At 63.5% G+C, this 16,195-nt stretch carries 15 protein-coding genes; 9 read left to right on the top strand and 6 right to left on the bottom strand.

The window, feature by feature from the left end; all coding sequences use genetic code 11:
- Positions 1-5: 5 nt before the first annotated feature.
- Both KF871_RS01985 and KF871_RS01980 read left to right on the top strand, forming a co-directional pair.
- On the top strand, positions 6-281 hold the full coding sequence (locus KF871_RS01985) for a helix-turn-helix transcriptional regulator (RefSeq protein WP_175442893.1): 276 nt from the start codon (positions 6-8) through the stop codon (positions 279-281).
- Positions 271-1,542 (top strand): type II toxin-antitoxin system HipA family toxin, encoded by a 1,272-nt coding sequence (locus KF871_RS01980; protein WP_291137564.1) that lies wholly within the window; start codon positions 271-273, stop codon positions 1,540-1,542. The genes KF871_RS01985 and KF871_RS01980 overlap by 11 nt, the downstream gene beginning before the upstream one ends.
- A gap of 344 nt (positions 1,543-1,886) precedes the next feature.
- On the opposite strand, the gene KF871_RS01975 is transcribed toward KF871_RS01980, so the two are convergent.
- The 6 genes from KF871_RS01975 to KF871_RS01955 all read right to left on the bottom strand — a co-directional run bounded on the left by KF871_RS01975 (position 1,887) and on the right by KF871_RS01955 (position 8,969).
- A complete protein-coding gene (locus KF871_RS01975) occupies positions 1,887-3,536 on the bottom strand; it encodes a SulP family inorganic anion transporter (RefSeq protein WP_291137562.1) in 1,650 nt (549 codons plus the stop codon).
- A gap of 165 nt (positions 3,537-3,701) precedes the next feature.
- Positions 3,702-3,803 carry a hypothetical protein gene (locus KF871_RS18735; RefSeq protein ID WP_367172014.1) on the bottom strand — a complete coding sequence of 34 codons (102 nt, stop codon included), beginning with the start codon at positions 3,801-3,803 and terminating at the stop codon, positions 3,702-3,704.
- A 5-nt stretch (positions 3,804-3,808) separates the two neighbouring features.
- Positions 3,809-4,168: a nitrate reductase associated protein gene (locus tag KF871_RS01970; protein ID WP_291137559.1), complete on the bottom strand. Its 360-nt coding sequence runs from the start codon at positions 4,166-4,168 to the stop codon at positions 3,809-3,811.
- Between the two features lie 264 nt (positions 4,169-4,432).
- Complete coding sequence (locus KF871_RS01965; protein ID WP_291137556.1) at positions 4,433-5,371, bottom strand: DmsC/YnfH family molybdoenzyme membrane anchor subunit; 939 nt, start codon at positions 5,369-5,371, stop codon at positions 4,433-4,435.
- Entirely contained in the window at positions 5,368-6,063 is a 696-nt protein-coding gene (locus tag KF871_RS01960) for a 4Fe-4S dicluster domain-containing protein (protein WP_291137553.1), read from the bottom strand. The genes KF871_RS01965 and KF871_RS01960 overlap by 4 nt, the downstream gene beginning before the upstream one ends.
- Complete coding sequence (locus tag KF871_RS01955) at positions 6,060-8,969, bottom strand: molybdopterin oxidoreductase family protein (protein ID WP_291137550.1); 2,910 nt, start codon at positions 8,967-8,969, stop codon at positions 6,060-6,062. The genes KF871_RS01960 and KF871_RS01955 overlap by 4 nt, the downstream gene beginning before the upstream one ends.
- A 52-nt stretch (positions 8,970-9,021) precedes the next feature.
- On the opposite strand from KF871_RS01955, the gene KF871_RS01950 reads away from it, so the two are divergent.
- From KF871_RS01950 to KF871_RS01920, 7 genes are all read left to right on the top strand, one after another.
- A complete protein-coding gene (locus KF871_RS01950; RefSeq protein ID WP_291137547.1) occupies positions 9,022-9,918 on the top strand; it encodes a LysR family transcriptional regulator in 897 nt (298 codons plus the stop codon).
- Positions 9,919-10,211: 293 nt separating this feature from the next.
- Entirely contained in the window at positions 10,212-11,228 is a 1,017-nt protein-coding gene (locus KF871_RS01945) for a D-cysteine desulfhydrase (protein WP_116960921.1), read from the top strand.
- 74 nt (positions 11,229-11,302) lie between these two features.
- Positions 11,303-12,301 (top strand): TRAP transporter substrate-binding protein DctP, encoded by a 999-nt coding sequence (dctP, locus tag KF871_RS01940; RefSeq protein WP_116960922.1) that lies wholly within the window; start codon positions 11,303-11,305, stop codon positions 12,299-12,301.
- A gap of 5 nt (positions 12,302-12,306) precedes the next feature.
- A complete protein-coding gene (locus KF871_RS01935) occupies positions 12,307-12,813 on the top strand; it encodes a TRAP transporter small permease (protein WP_291137541.1) in 507 nt (168 codons plus the stop codon).
- Positions 12,814-12,822: 9 nt separating this feature from the next.
- Positions 12,823-14,124: a TRAP transporter large permease gene (locus tag KF871_RS01930; protein WP_116960924.1), complete on the top strand. Its 1,302-nt coding sequence runs from the start codon at positions 12,823-12,825 to the stop codon at positions 14,122-14,124.
- 11 nt (positions 14,125-14,135) lie between these two features.
- Positions 14,136-14,933 (top strand): alpha/beta hydrolase, encoded by a 798-nt coding sequence (locus KF871_RS01925; protein ID WP_116960925.1) that lies wholly within the window; start codon positions 14,136-14,138, stop codon positions 14,931-14,933.
- 73 nt (positions 14,934-15,006) lie between these two features.
- A complete protein-coding gene (locus KF871_RS01920; RefSeq protein ID WP_116960926.1) occupies positions 15,007-15,954 on the top strand; it encodes a LysR family transcriptional regulator in 948 nt (315 codons plus the stop codon).
- Positions 15,955-16,195 lie beyond the last annotated feature (241 nt).

Raw genomic sequence — 16,195 nt, 5'->3', positions numbered from 1 at the left:
GTATCGTGGACAAAATCAACAATCCTGTCGACCTGGGTCGCGAACTTCGCGCCCTGCGAAAGCGCTTGGGCATCAAGTCCGTGCAGCTGGCCAAAGACAGCGGCCGCAGCCGTGACGTGCTCAATCGCCTGGAGCAAGGAGATGACGTCTACGTCTCTTCCCTGTTTGATGCCCTGCGGGCCATGGGTTACTCGATCCGGCTGGAGAAGAGGGGCTTGCCAAGCCTGACGGACATGCAGGAGTACGCCGCGCGCGAGCTAGGGGAATCCGGTGAGCGCTGAGCTGGAGATGCCCGAGCGCATCAAGGCGCTCGAGATCGACATCGGGGCCAAGCCGGCCGGGCTGCTGGCACGCGCCTCACAGTTTGTGTTCACTTACAAACCTGATCAGAGCGGCGCCTACCGCGGCCCCTGGCTCAGCCTGCTCATGAATCCGGATCAGGCGGCGGTCTACCAGAGCAATGGCATGTTCCCTGTGCTGGACATGAACCTGCCTGAGGGCTACCTGTACGAGCAGATCCGCGCGCGGTTTCCGAAGCAGAACATCACCGAGATGCATCTGCTGCTGGCCGTCGGTACCAACAGCATTGGCCGCAACAGCGCGCGATTGCCTGGGGCGCCTGCGCGGATGGGCGGACCGACGATCGATCGCGCAACTCTGCTGAACAGCACCAACAGCCAGGCGCTGTTCCCTGAGCTGGTGGATGCCTATCTCGCCAGTGGCGCCGGCGTCTCCGGTGTGCAGCCCAAGATCATGCTGCCCGATCGCGCTTCGATTCCGGTGCCGACCCTCATCGTGAAGAGTGGCCCGGAGTACTACCCTGGACTCTCGGCCAATGAGTTCATCGCGCTGAGCGCTGCGAAGCGGGCGGGGATCGAGGTCTCAGGCTTTGACCTCAGTGCCGATGGTGGCCTGCTGGTGCTCGATCGCTTTGACATCGGTGCCGACGGCTCACGCCTGGGCTTCGAGGACATCCCGTCCCTGCTGGGCATGCAGGTACGCAACAAGCTGGACGAGCGCAAGTATCACGGTAGCTACGAGCTGATCGCCGATCTACTGCGGAATCAGCTGGGTCTTCCTCAGCCTGAACTCGAGAAATTCTTTCAACAGGTCGCCTTCTCCATCCTCGTGAGAAATGGCGACGCCCACCTGAAGAACTTTGGCGTCCTGTACTCCAATGAGACCGACATCCGTCTGGCCCCGATGTTCGACGTGCTGACCACCTCGATCTACAAGTACACCCGCTTCGGCACAGGCGAGGAGATCGAGGATCGGACCATGGCGCTGAAGCTTCGAAAGGGCGACAGGACAAGAACGTATCCGTTGCCCAAAGAGCTTCTCGACTTCGGCCGGCGAGCATGTGGTGTCGATCGACCGCGCGAATTCATACTGAAAGCCGTGGATGCCATGGCAGCCACCTTGTCCTTCATCAGACACGATGAGCGCATGCCGAAAGACCTGGTGCCCAAGCTTGAGGATGCGTGGGAATACGGTTTCGCGCTGACCCGAGAGGCCACTTCCTTGTCGCGAACTGCCTCATGAACTGCCCCCCGCCTGCATTTCGACCCGATGCATCAAAGGGCTACTATGGCAGACGAACTTGGGGCACGAGCTAACATGGCGGCGGCCTGACTTAAACCAACCGGCATCCACGAAATCCGGGGCGGTTCACCTGCCCCGAAACCCACCGCTTTCAGCGCGTGCTTCACGACACTTTTCGCGAGCTGAATTGCCTGCGCTGCATCCGGCGGCATGATCAGGAACTCCTTGGAGCGCGAGCGCAACGTGGCCGTTACCCCCCACGGTTATCACTTACTAGTTGCGTTGACTACTTTGCTTGAAGAGAAGCAGCTTCCCAGAGTAAACGCCGACAGCCTTTGCAGTGGTCAGCCCGGCGCCGCCAGGGCCTGCAAGGCCTCACCCTCGGTGCGGTAAAGGTGCAATCGCTCACTTTCAGCAAGATGACCGGCGTCGCGCAACACCGTCTCCACCGGCAGCTTGATGCCCACCAGGTGCAGGTGGATGCGCCTGTCGTCGAGTTGCTCGCGCACGCTGCCGAAGGCCTCGGCGCCAGTGGCGTCGATCCAGTTGATCGGGTGGGCGATCAGCATCACGCCCTCGGTGTCGGGGTGGGCCTGCAGGTGCTCGGCGATGGCGCGCTCGAAACCGCTGGCGGTGGCGAAGTCGAGCGCGGCGTCCATGCGCAGCGCGTACAGCTTGGGTGCCAGTGGCGGCAGTTGCCACAGGTGGCGGTCGCGCAGGCTGCCATCGGGGTGCAGGCCGACCTCGATGATGCGCGGGTGCAGGCGCAGGTAGAGAAAGTGGCTCAGCGCCATCACCACGCCCGCCAGCACGCCCCAATACAGGCGTGGCGCGGCCACCAGCGTGATCGCGAAGGTGCTGGCCGCGATCACCGCCTCCACGCGTGAGAGGCGCCACAGCCGCGTGAAGCTGCGCGGCTGCAGCAGGCCCCAGATGGGCAGCACCACGATGGCCGCCAACACCGCCAGCGGCACGTGGTGCAGCAGCGGCATGGCCACCAGCAGCGCGATCAGAACCACCGCCACCGAAAACACCGTGGCCCAGCCGGTGCGCGCACCCGCGTACAGGTTGAGTGCCGAACGCGAGAACGACGAACTGGTGGGCATGGCGCCGGTGAAGCCGGCAGCCAGCTTGGCCAGACCCTGGCCGATCAGGTCCTGGTCCTGGTCCCAACGCACGCCGCGCCGGCCGTTGTCCACCTTGGCGCTGCTGGCTGTTTCCAGAAAGCTCACCAACGTGATCATCAAGGTGGGCAACAGCAGCGCGCTGAAACGATCCCAACCCGGCCACGCGGGCACATAGGCCGCGGGCAGGCCCTGCGGCAGCGCGCCGATGACGGCGCCGCCCCAGGCCTCGAAACCGGTGGCGCGGCTGACGGCCGCGCTGGCCAACACCACCGCCAGCACCGAAGGCAGGCCCGGGCGCAGGCGCCGCGCTGCCACCAGCGCGGCGAGCGCCGCGAGACCGAAGCCCAGGCCCGGCGCGTGCCAGCCCGAGCCCTCGGCGACCGCGTGCCAGCTGCGAAAGCCCGTGAGCGCGGGCACTTGCGAAGCCAGGATGAGCACCGCCGCGGCCTGCGTGAAGGCCATCAGCACCGGCGAGTTGACGAGGTTGAGCAGCCAGCCGAAGCGCACCGCGCCCAGCAGCACCTGCAACGCACCCGACAGCAGCGCGAGCCACACCGCGAGTTGCACCCACTCGGCACTGCCGGGCGTGGCCAGCGGCGTGAGCGAGGCGCTCACCAGCAGGCAGGTCAGTGCCGTCGGTCCCACCGACAGGCGCGGCGAAGCCGAGAACAGCACCGCGATCAGCGCCGGCAGCAGCGCCGCGTAGATGCCCGCGATCAGCGGCATGCCCGCCAGTGCGGCGTAGGCCACGCCCTGCGGAATCACCATCAGGCCCACCGTGAGGCCAGCGAGTGCCTCGCCGCGCAGCAGGGCCGCGTCCGGGCGCGGCCATTGCAGAAAGGGAAACAGGCGCTGCCAGCGGGTCATGGGTATCGAGGCAAATTGAAACAGATCAGTTTGCAGTGGGCCGAGCGAAGGGTTCGCTCGGCTTCGACAGATAGCCATTGGCTGAAATAGCGCCGATGTCGCACTGGACTCGGATCGCATAGGTAACGAACCGCTGACCAATATCGAGTTCCAAACCTGGCCTTATTAGTTCTCGGGGATCTCGGCGGCCTCGGGTAAATCATGGTCGATCGCAAACGAGCCTTGGTAGTAAAGCTCGCAATGCGCTACGGACACGCCTTGGATCATCGACTTCAGCAAGGCTCGGATTGTGCGCACTGTTCCGGGTAAGCTTGCAATGTACGGGCGTGTTTCTCGCGGACCTTACGTGAAACGTAGTCCACGAAGGTACTGGGGATCCGCTCCCGTGACGGCTTGTGAAATGCGCCCGCAGAGACCGCGTGTGCCTCAAATGCCGAACCGGCCGGCAGCGCAAGCAGCCGTTCGCGGTCCTCGCGCGGCAGCCTCTGCCAGTCCTTGAGCGGCAGCTTGAGCGATGCCTGATCCAGCTTGTAGCGCACTGCCAGCGGCAGCCAGGTCAACGCCTGGGCCTCGCAAGGCTCAAATGGCAGGCGGACGGTCGGTTGGAGGTCAGCGCTCAGTTTGAACTGCATATAGTTAGCGCCGAACTGGCGGTACGCTTATTCCTGCTTTCGCTAACACGCAAAATCGATTGCTTCCGTGGCGGCTGTTCACCCCACGGCATCTGGGAGACTGGAGCTACGACGCTTCAGCACTCACAGAGGAAACCCGTCGGACGAACAACCACAAGAATGCCCGGTTGATCTTTGAAGGGCGGAGAACCGCGATGAGGTCTGCCCGCAACACCTCCCTTTGCTGTCAAATTGGTGGCCAGCGGGTGAACGGCAGCATCGATTTCACGACACGGCCTGGTAGTAGATGTTCTGTGGGTGGCGTGCCTGCGCAAAAAAGAACCAGCGCTCGAGCAGCAACCCTGTGGCCTGCGAAGCAAACGCCAAAGGCCAGATGGGTGGGGAGCTGGTGGCCCATGCCCACCCCAGCAGCAACAACGGAATTCCGAAGGCCAGCGCCTGGAAGGCCAGGGGCGTTTTGCGCATGACCTGCGTAGTGGCGCCATGAAAGAACTCGCGGGTGTTGAACGACCCACCGGTCATGCCCATCGACTTCTGCACAACGCGTGCCGCCTGGATGCCCGTGGCGGACTGTGGCGTGGACTTCGGCTTGAGACGGGCGTTGCGGCGTAGCGAAAGCCCCCGGGTGAACCAGGCCAGTGCCGTCGTGGCCATGGCCCAGCCCGTCACGCTGCCTGCAAATGCGCTGTCGCCTGCCAGCGCACACAGCGCACCCGACGCTACCAGGCCCGAGGCCAGGCCCAACAGCGTGTAGTTCACAACGGTGAGTGGATGAGCCCATTCCTGCACGAACCGGATGCAGGCGTAGATCATCGCGGTGCAGTACCACAGCAACAAGGCACCCGGAATAACCAGCGCCGCCAGCCACGGTGCTGCGGCCGCGGCAGTGGGAGGATCCGCCAGCGTCGCCCACACAGCCCAGCCGCCCGCCAGCGCCATGAACGCCGGCAGGACGATGACCTCCCTGGACATCCAGGAGGTGCGCCACATCAGTACCGCGCGCCAGGCGCGCATCGGATGGCCGAGATGGAAGAAAGAGGCAATAAGCGCCAGCATCAGCATGGCCGTGGCCGTCCATAGCATGGGCAACAGCCCCTCAACAGGCGGCCGGTTGGCCAAGGTGGTCACTGCCAGTACTACCATGAGCCCCTGGGCGGTGCCAGCGGTGGTGGTGAACAGGATGATGGACAGCGCCGGCTTCACGGTCGATCCTTTTCCGCGCGAGCGGCATCGGACGGCGGCTGCTTTGTCACCCGACGGGGCAGGTACTGGTTGGCGGGCTGGGTCTTCCATTCCGGCATGAGGGCATAGCCACCGCGCTCCCGGATCGCTTGTGACACCTCCGAATCCGGGTCCTTAACATCGCCGAACAGCCGCGCGCCGGTGGGGCAGGCCTTCACGCAGGCGGGCTTTCGGTCCTGCGGCGGGAGCAGTTCGTCGTAGATGCGGTCCACGCACAGGGTGCACTTGGTCATCACCTTGCGCTCTTCATCGAACTCACGGGCGCCGTAAGGGCAGGCCCAACTGCAGTACTTGCAGCCAATGCACTTGTCGTAGTCCACCAGCACGATGCCGTCGCTCTTGCGCTTGTAGCTGGCACCGGTGGGACACACCGGCACGCAGGGAGGCTCTTCGCAATGCAGGCAGCTCTTCGGGAAATGCACCGTCTGCGTGTCAGGGTAGCTGTCGGCCTCGAAGGTCTGCACCCGGTTGAAGAATGTGCCGGTGGGCTGCTCACCGTAGGCGTCCTGGTCGGTCATCGGACCCGCAGCCCCCGAGGTGTTCCATTCCTTGCAGGAGGTCACGCAGGCATGGCAGCCCACGCACACGTTGAGGTCGATGACCAAGGCGAGCTGAATCGCCAGCGTCTGGGGTTCGTTCGGGAGTTCGCTCATGGCTTTTTCGACAGGATGTGGGTCATGAACCGGCGGCCACTGCGCAGCAGACCCGGAACGCTTGGCACCGCGTCCAACTGTGGAAAGCTCTCGGCCGGCTCTTCGGGGTGGGCAGGCCGGAGGTTGACGCGAACGTCGTACCAGCCGGCCTGACCGGTGACCGGGTCCGAATTGCTGATCTGGCCGCCTGCGAACGGCAACTCCTCCGTGATGAGGTGGTTCAGCAGAAATCCCTTGCGCGACTCATCGGCTCCAGGCGCCAGTTGCCACGCGCCAGACGCCTTGCTGATCGCGTTCCAGGTCCACACCGTTCCGGGTTCCACTGCGTCGCTATGGCGCACCATGCAGCGCAGTTCGCCCCAGGCGCTGGTGACCCAGGCCCAGCCGCCGTCTTCCACGCCGGCCGCTTTGGCCGTCACGGGGTTCACGTGCAGGTAGTTGTGGCTGTGGATCTGGCGCAGCCAGGCGTTCTGTGAATCCCAGGAGTGGTACATCGCCATGGGCCGCTGGGTGATGGCGGCCAACGGAAACTGCTGTGTGTCCACACAAGCGTTTTCCAGCGGTTCGTACCAGAACGGCAGCGGGTCGAAATAAGTGGCGATGCGTTCGCGCAGGTGGTCTGGCGGCTGTCGGCCTTTGCTTTTTCCCTGCGCGGCCAGCCGGAAGGTTTGCAACGTGTCGGAATAGATGGCCAGCTGCACCGGATCGTTCTTCTGACGCCAGCCCTTCTCCTTGGCGAAGTCCAGATAAGGCCGGTTCCAGTTGCGCATGTACTGCTGGTCCTTGGGCATGTGGTGCTGGAACACGCAGTTGTTCTTCGCGTACATCTCCCACTGGTTGGGGTTGGGCTCGCCGCGCAGATGCTGAGTGCCGTCCTTGCCCCGCCACCCCATGAGGAAACCCACACCGGGCTGGGCCTGGAAATTGACCACGAAGTCGGGGTAGTCCTTGAACTTGCGCGAGCCGTCTTCGTTGGTGAATGCCGGAAATTTGAGGCGCGAAGCCAGCTCGATGAGCACTTCCTGAAATGGCTTGCACTCGCCGGTGGGCTCCACCACGGGAACGCGTACCGAGTCCACCGGTCCGTCGAACTCGGAAATCGGTCGGTCGAGCATGCTCATCACGTCATGCCGCTCCAGATAGGTGGTGTCGGGCAGCACGAGGTCGGCAAAGGCCACGGTCTCACTCTGGAAGGCATCGCACACCACCAGGAACGGAATCAGGTACTCGCCGTCTTCGCCGCGCGCGTTGAGCTTCTTGCGCACCTCCATGGTGTTCATGGTGGAGTTCCAGGCCATGTTCGCCATGAAGATCAATAGCGTGTCGATCTTGTAGGGATCCCCCCGGACGGCATTGGTGATCACGTTGTGCATCAGTCCGTGGGCCGACAGTGGATGCTCCCAGGAAAAGGCGTGATCGATGCGCAGGGGCGTTCCGTCGGCGCGCACCGCCAGTTCTTCGGGGTTTGCTGGAAACCCGAGCGGCGCGGCGTTGAGCGGCGTGTTCGGCTTGATCATGTCCGGGTCGTTGAAGGCCCGGTAATTCGGAACGATGTGCCGCGGATAGGGCGCCTTGTGGCGGAAGCCGCCAGGGGCGTCGATGGTGCCGAGCAAGCTCATCAGCACCGCCAGTGAACGCACCGTCTGGAAGCCGTTGGAATGCGCTGCGAGCCCGCGCATGGCGTGGAACGCCACGGGCCTGGACTGGGTGGTTGGGTGCTGCTTGCCCCAGGCGTCGGTCCAGGGAATCGGCAGCTCAAAGGCCTGATGCAGCGCGGTCTCACCCATCTCGCGCGCCAGCTGGCGAATGCGCTCAGCTGCAATGCCGGTGATGGCCTCGGCCCACTCGGGTGTGTGCTGGCTCACCCGTTCGCGCAGCAACTGAAACGCCGGAGCCACCCGGGTGCCGTCCGGCAAGGTGTAGTGGCCTTCCAGGGCCAGCGATCGGCCCTCTTCCACGCCTTCGGGGTAGGCCTGAATCGCGCGCCCGCTGGTCAGGTCCCATGCGAGCTTGTTGTGCGGGTTGCGCCCATCGCCCGGCACACCGGCGGCAGGATCGAAGGCAAATAGACCTTCTCGCTCTCCTTCGTCCAGCACCACCAGCTGCGGGGCGTTGGTGAAGCGTTGCAAGAAGGGCCGGTCAACCAGATCGTGCGCGATCAGCTCGTGCAGCAGCGCCATGAACAGCGCGCCATCGGTACCCGGTCGAATCGGAATCCACTCGTCTGCTATGGCTGAATAGCCGGTGCGAACGGGGTTGATGGAAATGAAGCGACCACCCGCGCGCTTGAACTTTCCCAGCGCCATCTTCATCGGGTTGCTGTGGTGGTCTTCGGCGGTGCCGATCATCACGAACAGCTTGGCGTGGTCCAGGTCCGGGCCTCCGAACTCCCAGAAGCTGCCTCCTACCGAATAGATCATGCCGGCGGCCATGTTCACCGAACAGAAGCCGCCGTGCGCAGCGTAGTTGGGGGTGCCGAATTGGCGCGCAAACAGGCCGGTGAGCGCTTGCATCTGATCGCGACCTGTGAACAGCGCGAATTTCTTGGGGTCGGTGGCGCGCAGGTGGGACAGCCGTTTCTCCAGAATGTCGAAAGCGCGCTCCCACGAAATCGGCTCGAACACGCCTTTGCCGCGCTCGCTGCCCGGCTTGCGCAGCAGTGGCTGGGTGAGTCGGGCCGGCGACACCTGCTTCATGATGCCCGAGCTGCCCTTGGCGCAGATCACCCCCTTGTTTAGCGGGTGGTCGGGATTGCCATCGATGTACCGGACCTGCCCGTCGCGCAGGTGCACCCGGATGCCGCAGCGACACGCGCACATGTAGCAGGTGGTGGTTTTTACCTCGGTATCGGCCGTGCTGCTGGCCGTTGGGTTGTGCACCGGATCGCTTGAGAGGAACTTGAACATGGGCTTATGCTAGGCAGCCTGCAAATTCGCGTATCGGATAATTTCGCTCGCCGTGAACCAAAAAATCGATCAACGACTGAGGCTTACGCTGCGCCAGCTGGAGGTTTTTGCGGCCGTTGCACGGGGTGGCACCACGCGAGCCGCCGCTGACGAAATCTCCCGATCCCAATCGGCCGCGAGCAACGCGCTGGGCGAGCTGGAGTCGGCGCTGGGGGTGCAGTTGTTCGACCGTGTGGGCAAGAAGCTGGTGATCAACGAGAACGGGCGTGCCTTGCTGCCACGTGCGGCCACGGTGCTGGAACAGGCGGCGGACACCGAGATGCTGTTCACGGCCGAGCACGCCGCACCGCTAAGGCTTGCTTCCAGCTACACCGTTGGCGAATACCTGCTGCCGGAACTCATTGCGCGGTGGAAAAGCGATCACCCCCACTGCCGGGTGCTGGTGGATATCGCCAACACGCACGACGTGTTCGAACGCTTGGTGTCGTTTCGCGCCGACATGGGCTTCATCGAGGGAACCCACAGCCATCCCGAACTCACGGTGCGCAAGTGGCGCAGCGACGAAATCGTGGTGGTTGCCGCTCCCGACCACCCGTTGGCGGGGCGTCGGGTCAGTGCGCGACAGCTGGCCCAGGCCACGTGGGTACTGCGTGAACCTGGTTCAGGAACGCGTGAGGCCTCTGACCGCTGGCTGATTCCCCATTTGACGCAAATGGAGGTCGAGCTTGAGTTGGGCAGCAACGAAGCGGTCAAGCGTGTGGTGGCTGCGGGGCTGGGTCTGGGCTGCCTGTCGCGCCTGGCCGTGCACGAAGCGATTGCCGAGGGGTGGCTGGTCGAACTGCACACCACGCTCCCGGCGATGCAGCGCACCTTATCCATTGTGCTGCACCGGGCGAAGAAGCTGGGCGAGACCGCCAATGGCTTCTTGCGCCATTGCATGCGCGCTTGAACAGGCACGCCGCAACGGGGAAGCACAGTCCATCGCGCCGGCATGCAAAGCCCCTTGGGCCGTCGCGGCAGAGCGTTCCGCGATGCTTCTCAAGGCATCGGCCGAGCGCGCTGGACAGACACCATTTTGGTGTCGAAAGTCGCCGAAAACACCGGGTCTCGAAATTGCAAGGGTTTGGGTTGACGTTTTTCTCAGTATGCAGAAAACGAAAAATAAGAGTCGAAAAATCGATTGGACACCCTCTTATTCCGGGCACATCATCTTTCAAAAGCATCAAATTTTGAAAGTTAACGATGGACCTCTCCCTCTTCCCGCGCATCCGTCTGGGGCATTTCCCCACCCCCCTGGAGCCCATGGGCAACCTCTCGGCGCTGCTCGGCGGGCCGCGCCTGTGGGTCAAGCGTGACGACTGCACCGGCCTCTCCACCGGCGGCAACAAAACCCGCAAGCTGGAATACCTCATGGCCGAAGCCGTGGCGGCCCGCGCCACCGTGGTCATCACCCAGGGGGCTACCCAGTCCAACCATGCTCGGCAGACTGCTGCGGCGGCTGCCCGGCTAGGCATGAAGTGCCACATCCTGCTGGAGGACCGCACCGGCAGCACCGACCCGGACTACACCGACAACGGCAACGTGCTGCTGGATCGCCTGCACGGCGCCACGGTGGAACGGCGTCCGGGCGGTGCCGACATGCAACGCGAAATGGAACAGGTGGCCGAGAAACTGCGTGCCGACGGGTTGCGACCGTATGTCATCCCTGGTGGCGGGTCAAACCCGGTGGGGGCGCTGGGCTACGTGAATGCAGCCTTCGAGCTGGTGGCACAAGCTGCTTCGCAGGGCATGAAGATCGACTATCTGGTGCACGCCACCGGCAGCTCGGGCACCCAGGCCGGGCTGGTGGCGGGGCTGCATGCCATCAACAGCGACATCAAGCTGCTGGGCATCGGCGTGCGCGCACCGCGGGAAAAGCAGGAGTCGATGGTGCACGACCTGGCCTGCCGCACGGCCGAGCACATGGGCATGCGCGGTGGCGTTCCACGCGAGTTGGTGGTGGCCAATTGCGACTACGTTGGCCCGGGCTACGGCCTTCCCACGCCAGGCATGCAGGAAGCGGTCGAAGTGCTGGCGCGCACCGAGGGGCTCCTGCTGGACCCCGTGTATTCCGGCAAAGGCATGGCGGGGCTGATCGATCTGATCCGCAAGGGATATTTCCAGCCGAAACACAACGTGGTCTTCTTGCACACCGGAGGGTCGGTTGCACTGTTCGGCTACGGTGAGTCGCTGGGGCTCAAGCCAGCGCAGGTCAGCTGATCGGCCGCTCCCCCGAGGGGTGCAGACGATCGGGTTCGGGATTTGTTCATGGTTCATCAACAGGAGACATCTAAATGAAAAAGACCACGGTTCGCACGCTGCTGCGTTATTCCCTTTTGGCGGGTGCCGCCGCCGTCATGGCCACCACTGCCCATGCACAAACCACGTTGCGCTTGTCCACCTATGTGAACGAAGTTGACGTCCGATACGAGGGTTTCAAGAAATTTGCCGAGCTGGTGAATGCCAAGACCTCTGGCCGGGTCAAGGTGCAGATCTTTGGCTCCTCCACGCTGCACGGCTGGAGCGAGGGCGTGGACGCCATGCAGGGCGGTGTTGCCGACATCAGCTGGGTGTCGGCCGACAAGCGACTGCCGTGCTACCGGGTCACCTCGCTCTACCCGATGGCGGTGGACATGAAGAAGCAGATCGAGCTGGACGCTGCCTACGCCGCCTTGATGGCACCCGAAGCCAACAAGGCGGGACTGGTGCCGCTCATCAACTCCAACTATTCCTACGACCAGGAGTGGTGGTTCAAGAATCCCAACACCGACCTGGCCAAGCTCGACGGCAAGCTCGTGCGCTCCATAGGCCCGATGGTGTCGATGATGATCGAGACCTGGGGTGGCAAGCCGGTGTTCATTGCGCCCAAGGAAGTGTTCCAGTCGGCCGAGCGCGGCGTGGTGGACGGCATCAACATGGGTGTGGCCACTTACAGCGCCTGGAAGCTCTGGGGCGTGATGCCGCACATGGTCCAGTCCAACCTGTTCTACGGCAACATCCAGTACATGATGAATAAGCGCAAGTTCGATGCGCTGTCGCCTGCCGACCAGAAGGCGCTCCAGGCGGCCGCCACCGAGTCCGAGGTGTGGCTCAAGCCGCGCTACGAAGCCTGGGTGGACGCGAGCATGGCCGACGCTGTGAAGCAGGGCGGCACCGTGACCAAGATCACCGCCGAGAAGCGCAAGGCCCTGCTGGACAGCGTAGTCGGCAAGTGGACGGGCGAGGTGGACACCGGTTGCGGGCCTGAGTTGGCTGGCAAGGTTCGCGCCCTGTTCAAGCAGTATTCGCTCTGAAGCCCATGTTGGCAACGATTGAACGGGGCCTGGAGCGGCTGGCCGGTTGGCTGGCCGCCGCAGGCGCCATCATCATCGTGGTGCAGACCGTCTGGATTTCCTACGGCGTTTTCATGCGTTACGTCGTCGGCAAGCCTGACGGCACGGTGACAGAAGCCACTGCCTTGCTGCTGTTTCCCGCCGCCTTGCTGGGGCTGGCGTTTGCCCTGCGGGAGGACGCCTACCCCAAGGTGTCGTTCCTGATCGATGCGCTGGGGCCGCGCGGTCGACAGCTCCTGACGGCGGTCAATTTGGTGCTCATGATCGCCGTGGGGATCTTCTTCTCCATCGCCGGTATAGAAGCCACTTTCCGAGCCTACGAGTCTGGCACCGCGTCCGAGATCCTGCTTTGGCCGCGCTACCTCTTCTGGGCGCCTGGCGCTCTCGCACTGGTGGTGTTCACTGTGTATGCCTGCGTGCGCCTTGTGTCGGTGCTCTCCAGCCCGCCGCAGCCCGCTCCTCAACAACGGTAGAGGTTTTTCATGGAGTGGTACCACGTCGGACTGGGGCTGTTGGCTCTGCTGGTTGTCTTCATCGGGATTGGATTGCCCATTCCCTTTGCGCTGGCATTGGCCTCCATGCCTTTCCTACTGCACATCCAGGGTTGGTCCACCGCCCTGGTCAGTACGGAGCTCAAACTGTGGGGTGTCTGGATCGACTACGTCTTGCTGGCCGTCCCACTGTTTGTTTTCCTGGGTGAATTGATCGGGCGGTCCAACATCGGGGCCAACCTTTACCAGCTCATGCACCGGGGTGTGCGGGTGAAGGGCTCAGCCGCGTATGGCAGCATCGCGGCGTGCGCCGGTTTCGGCGCGGTGTGTGGCTCGTCGATGGTGGGCTCGCTGACCATCGGCGGTGTGGCCCTGCCCGAGATGACCAAGCTCGGCTACAACAAGCGGCTGTCGAGTGGTGTGCTGGCTGCGGGGGGCACCCTCAGCGTGCTGATTCCGCCCAGCCTGATCCTGCTGTTCTACGGTATCGTCACCGACACCTCGATCGGCGAGCTGTTCATCGCGGGCGTCATCCCTGGTCTGCTGCTGACGCTGTTGTTCGCCGTGACCGTTTTCATCTGGGGGCGCATGTACCCCAGCCACATCCCCGGCGCGGACAACGCACCACGCCCCTCGGTGCGCGAATTCCTGATTGCTTTCGGCCCGATTTTTCTCATCGGACTGGTCATCACCGTTTCGATCTACGCCGGCATTGCCACCCCCACGGAAGCCGCGGCGGTGTCGGCGCTGCTGACCACGATCCTCGCGTTTGCCGTAGGGGGCCTGACCGTGCGAGGCTTCAACGAAGCCTTGTTTGCCACCATGCGCACCATGGGCTACCTGGGCTTGCTCTTGTCGGCGGGCATCCTTTTCGGCTTCGTGCTGACGTACTACCGGGTGCCGCAGGAAGTCAGCGAACTGTTCCTGTCCTACAACCTCAGCCCCGTCATGGTGCTGGCCATGGTGATCGTGTTCTACGTCATCCTGGGCATGTTCCTGGAACCGGTGTCGATGACCTTCATCACCTTGCCCACCATCTACCCGCTGATGCAAGCAGCGGGTTATGACCTGATCTGGTTTGGCATTGTCTACACCATCACCATGGAAATCGCGGTGCTCACACCGCCGGTGGGCTTGAACCTGTATGTCATTCAGGGGATCAGCCGAGGCACCATTCCCATCGGTGACGTGATCAAGGGCTGCCTGCCGTTCCTGGCCTGCATGGTGTTGCTGATCGCCATGGTGATCGCCATTCCCGGCATTGCCCTGTGGCTGCCCTCGATCATGAAATGACAGCGAACGCGATGGCTTCTGAAGTGCTGCATGTGGCGCGGGCCGGCAAAGGCGAGCCGCTGGTGCTGGTGCATGGGTATCTGGGTGGGTCCAGCCAGTGGGCTGCCGAGCTGCAGGCCCTGGGCCAGCAGCTGGACGTGATCGCGCCCGACCTGCCGGGCTTTGGCAAAAGCCGACACCTGACCTCGCCCGACCGGATCGAGGGGTACGCCAGTGCGGTGCTGCAAGCCCTGGACCACCTGGGCGTGCAGCGCTTCCATCTGCTCGGCCACTCCATGGGCGGCATGATCGTGCAGGAGATGGTTCGCCTGGCGCCAACGCGTGTGGACCGCCTGGTGCTTTATGGCACCGGCCCGCTGGGCTTGCTGCCGGGCCGCTTCGAGACCATGGCGCGGTCGCGCGAACGATTGGCCGAAGATGGCGTGGACGCCACCGCACGCCGCATCAGCGCCACCTGGCTGTTGCACCGCGAACAATCGCCCCACGCCGCAGCGCTGGGCGATCTGGCGGCGCAGGCCAGCGCTCAGGCGGCCGAAGCCGGTCTTTGGGCCATGGAGCGTTGGGACGGGCGGCCGAACCTGCCCCACATCACCCAGCCAACCCTGATCGTCTGGGGCGACCACGACCGCAGCTACCAGTGGCCGCAAGTGGAGCAGTTGTGGCGGCAGATTCCCAACGCATCGCTCGCGGTGCTTCCGCATTGTTCGCATGCACTCCACCTGGAATATCCCGAGTTGTTCCATCGGTTGGTGGCGGACTTCCTGCTCGGGCCTGCCAACCAGCCCATGCAGACAGGGCCGGGCAGGTGAGGGCCTTGCCCCGGCGCTCGACCGCGAAGCTGCCTAAACTCGTGCCATCTGTTTGCAGCGCGCGGGGGCTTGCATGGAACTGAAGTGGCTGGACGACTACCTTGCCTTGATAGAGACAGGCTCCTTCTCGGCAGCAGCCGAGAAGCGGCATGTCTCCCAACCCGCGTTTTCGAGGCGCATCCAGCAGCTGGAAGACTGGGCGGGGGTTTCGCTGATCGACCGCTCACGCAAGCCGTTGCGCTTCACGCCGTTGGCTGCAAAGCACGAGGCGGCCTTCCGTAGCCTCGCCACGCAGATCTACGAGTTTCAGGCCACGTTGCGCTCCGACGCCAATCAGACACCCGGTCTTGTGATGGCCGCCCAACACAGCCTGGCCGCCTGGTACCTGCCCACCTTTCTGGAAGAGCTTCGTTCCTTGATGCCCGACCAGCGCTTCAGGATCCGTTCCGAGAATCGTGACGAAAGCGTGGCGCTGCTGGCGCGTGGCCATGCCGACATCCTGCTGACCTACGAAACACGGCAGACCCAAAGCGACGTTCCGCCGCAGCTCGCCACATGCTGCCAACTGGGCGAGGACGCGCTGGTGCTGGTGGCCAGCGCCAGGCTGTGCAAATCGGAAGACTTCACGAACCCGAAGCGGCCCCTGCCGTTACTGTGCTTTCCCCCGGAGAGCTTCTTCGGGCAAGCCATCCGTACCCATGCACTGCCCGAATTGATGCACGCCCGGTTGATCACCATTCAGTGTGTGAGCGAATTCAGTCTGGGTCTTCGGGAAATGGCGCTGATTCATCAGGGCGCTGCGTGGCTGCCACGAAACCTGATCGCGCAAGACCTTCAGGAGGGGAAGCTGCGGGAGGTTCAATCGGTGGGCAGCGAGGTACCGCTAAAGATTGTGGCCTATTTTTCGAACCACAGCGGGCGAGCACTGCAAGGCCTGCTGGCGCAACTCCTTGCCCGGCGAGGCGCCCACAGTAAAGCAAACCCGCCCACGCAAGCAGAGGCCTCACTAGCACCGGAATGAACGCCCGCAGAGCAAGCAGAAAGTTCCAGAAGTGGCCCGGTGCCTTAGTAGTCGGGCAGATACGTCGCCGACATCGCGATCAACGCACACACGAGCGCTCCAAGCTCAACAGGCGCGATGCCTGCCAAACTGGCTTGGCACTGGGCGAACTTCTCTTCAACTCTCGAAAAGAGATAAGGACAATGGAAAAAACCGCCCTTCTCCGGGGAGTCCAGGCCGACGACGTTGAGCTACCGCGAAA

The organism is Hydrogenophaga sp., assembly GCF_019635465.1.
Classification (GTDB): domain Bacteria; phylum Pseudomonadota; class Gammaproteobacteria; order Burkholderiales; family Burkholderiaceae_C; genus Hydrogenophaga.
This window is presented reverse-complemented; position numbering and strand designations above follow the sequence as displayed.

Bases quoted from the DNA above. Each gene is read 5' to 3' on its own strand.
- KF871_RS01975 (WP_291137562.1), bottom strand. From the start codon at position 3,536: ATGACCCGCTGGCAGCGCCTGTTTCCCTTTCTGCAATGGCCGCGCCCG.
- KF871_RS18735 (WP_367172014.1), bottom strand. From the start codon at position 3,803: ATGATCCAAGGCGTGTCCGTAGCGCATTGCGAGCTTTACTACCAAGGC.
- KF871_RS01970 (WP_291137559.1), bottom strand. From the start codon at position 4,168: ATGCAGTTCAAACTGAGCGCTGACCTCCAACCGACCGTCCGCCTGCCA.
- KF871_RS01960 (WP_291137553.1), bottom strand. From the start codon at position 6,063: ATGAGCGAACTCCCGAACGAACCCCAGACGCTGGCGATTCAGCTCGCC.
- KF871_RS01955 (WP_291137550.1), bottom strand. From the start codon at position 8,969: ATGTTCAAGTTCCTCTCAAGCGATCCGGTGCACAACCCAACGGCCAGC.
- KF871_RS01945 (WP_116960921.1), top strand. From the start codon at position 10,212: ATGGACCTCTCCCTCTTCCCGCGCATCCGTCTGGGGCATTTCCCCACC.
- dctP (WP_116960922.1), top strand. From the start codon at position 11,303: ATGAAAAAGACCACGGTTCGCACGCTGCTGCGTTATTCCCTTTTGGCG.
- KF871_RS01935 (WP_291137541.1), top strand. From the start codon at position 12,307: ATGTTGGCAACGATTGAACGGGGCCTGGAGCGGCTGGCCGGTTGGCTG.
- KF871_RS01930 (WP_116960924.1), top strand. From the start codon at position 12,823: ATGGAGTGGTACCACGTCGGACTGGGGCTGTTGGCTCTGCTGGTTGTC.
- KF871_RS01925 (WP_116960925.1), top strand. From the start codon at position 14,136: ATGGCTTCTGAAGTGCTGCATGTGGCGCGGGCCGGCAAAGGCGAGCCG.
- KF871_RS01920 (WP_116960926.1), top strand. From the start codon at position 15,007: ATGGAACTGAAGTGGCTGGACGACTACCTTGCCTTGATAGAGACAGGC.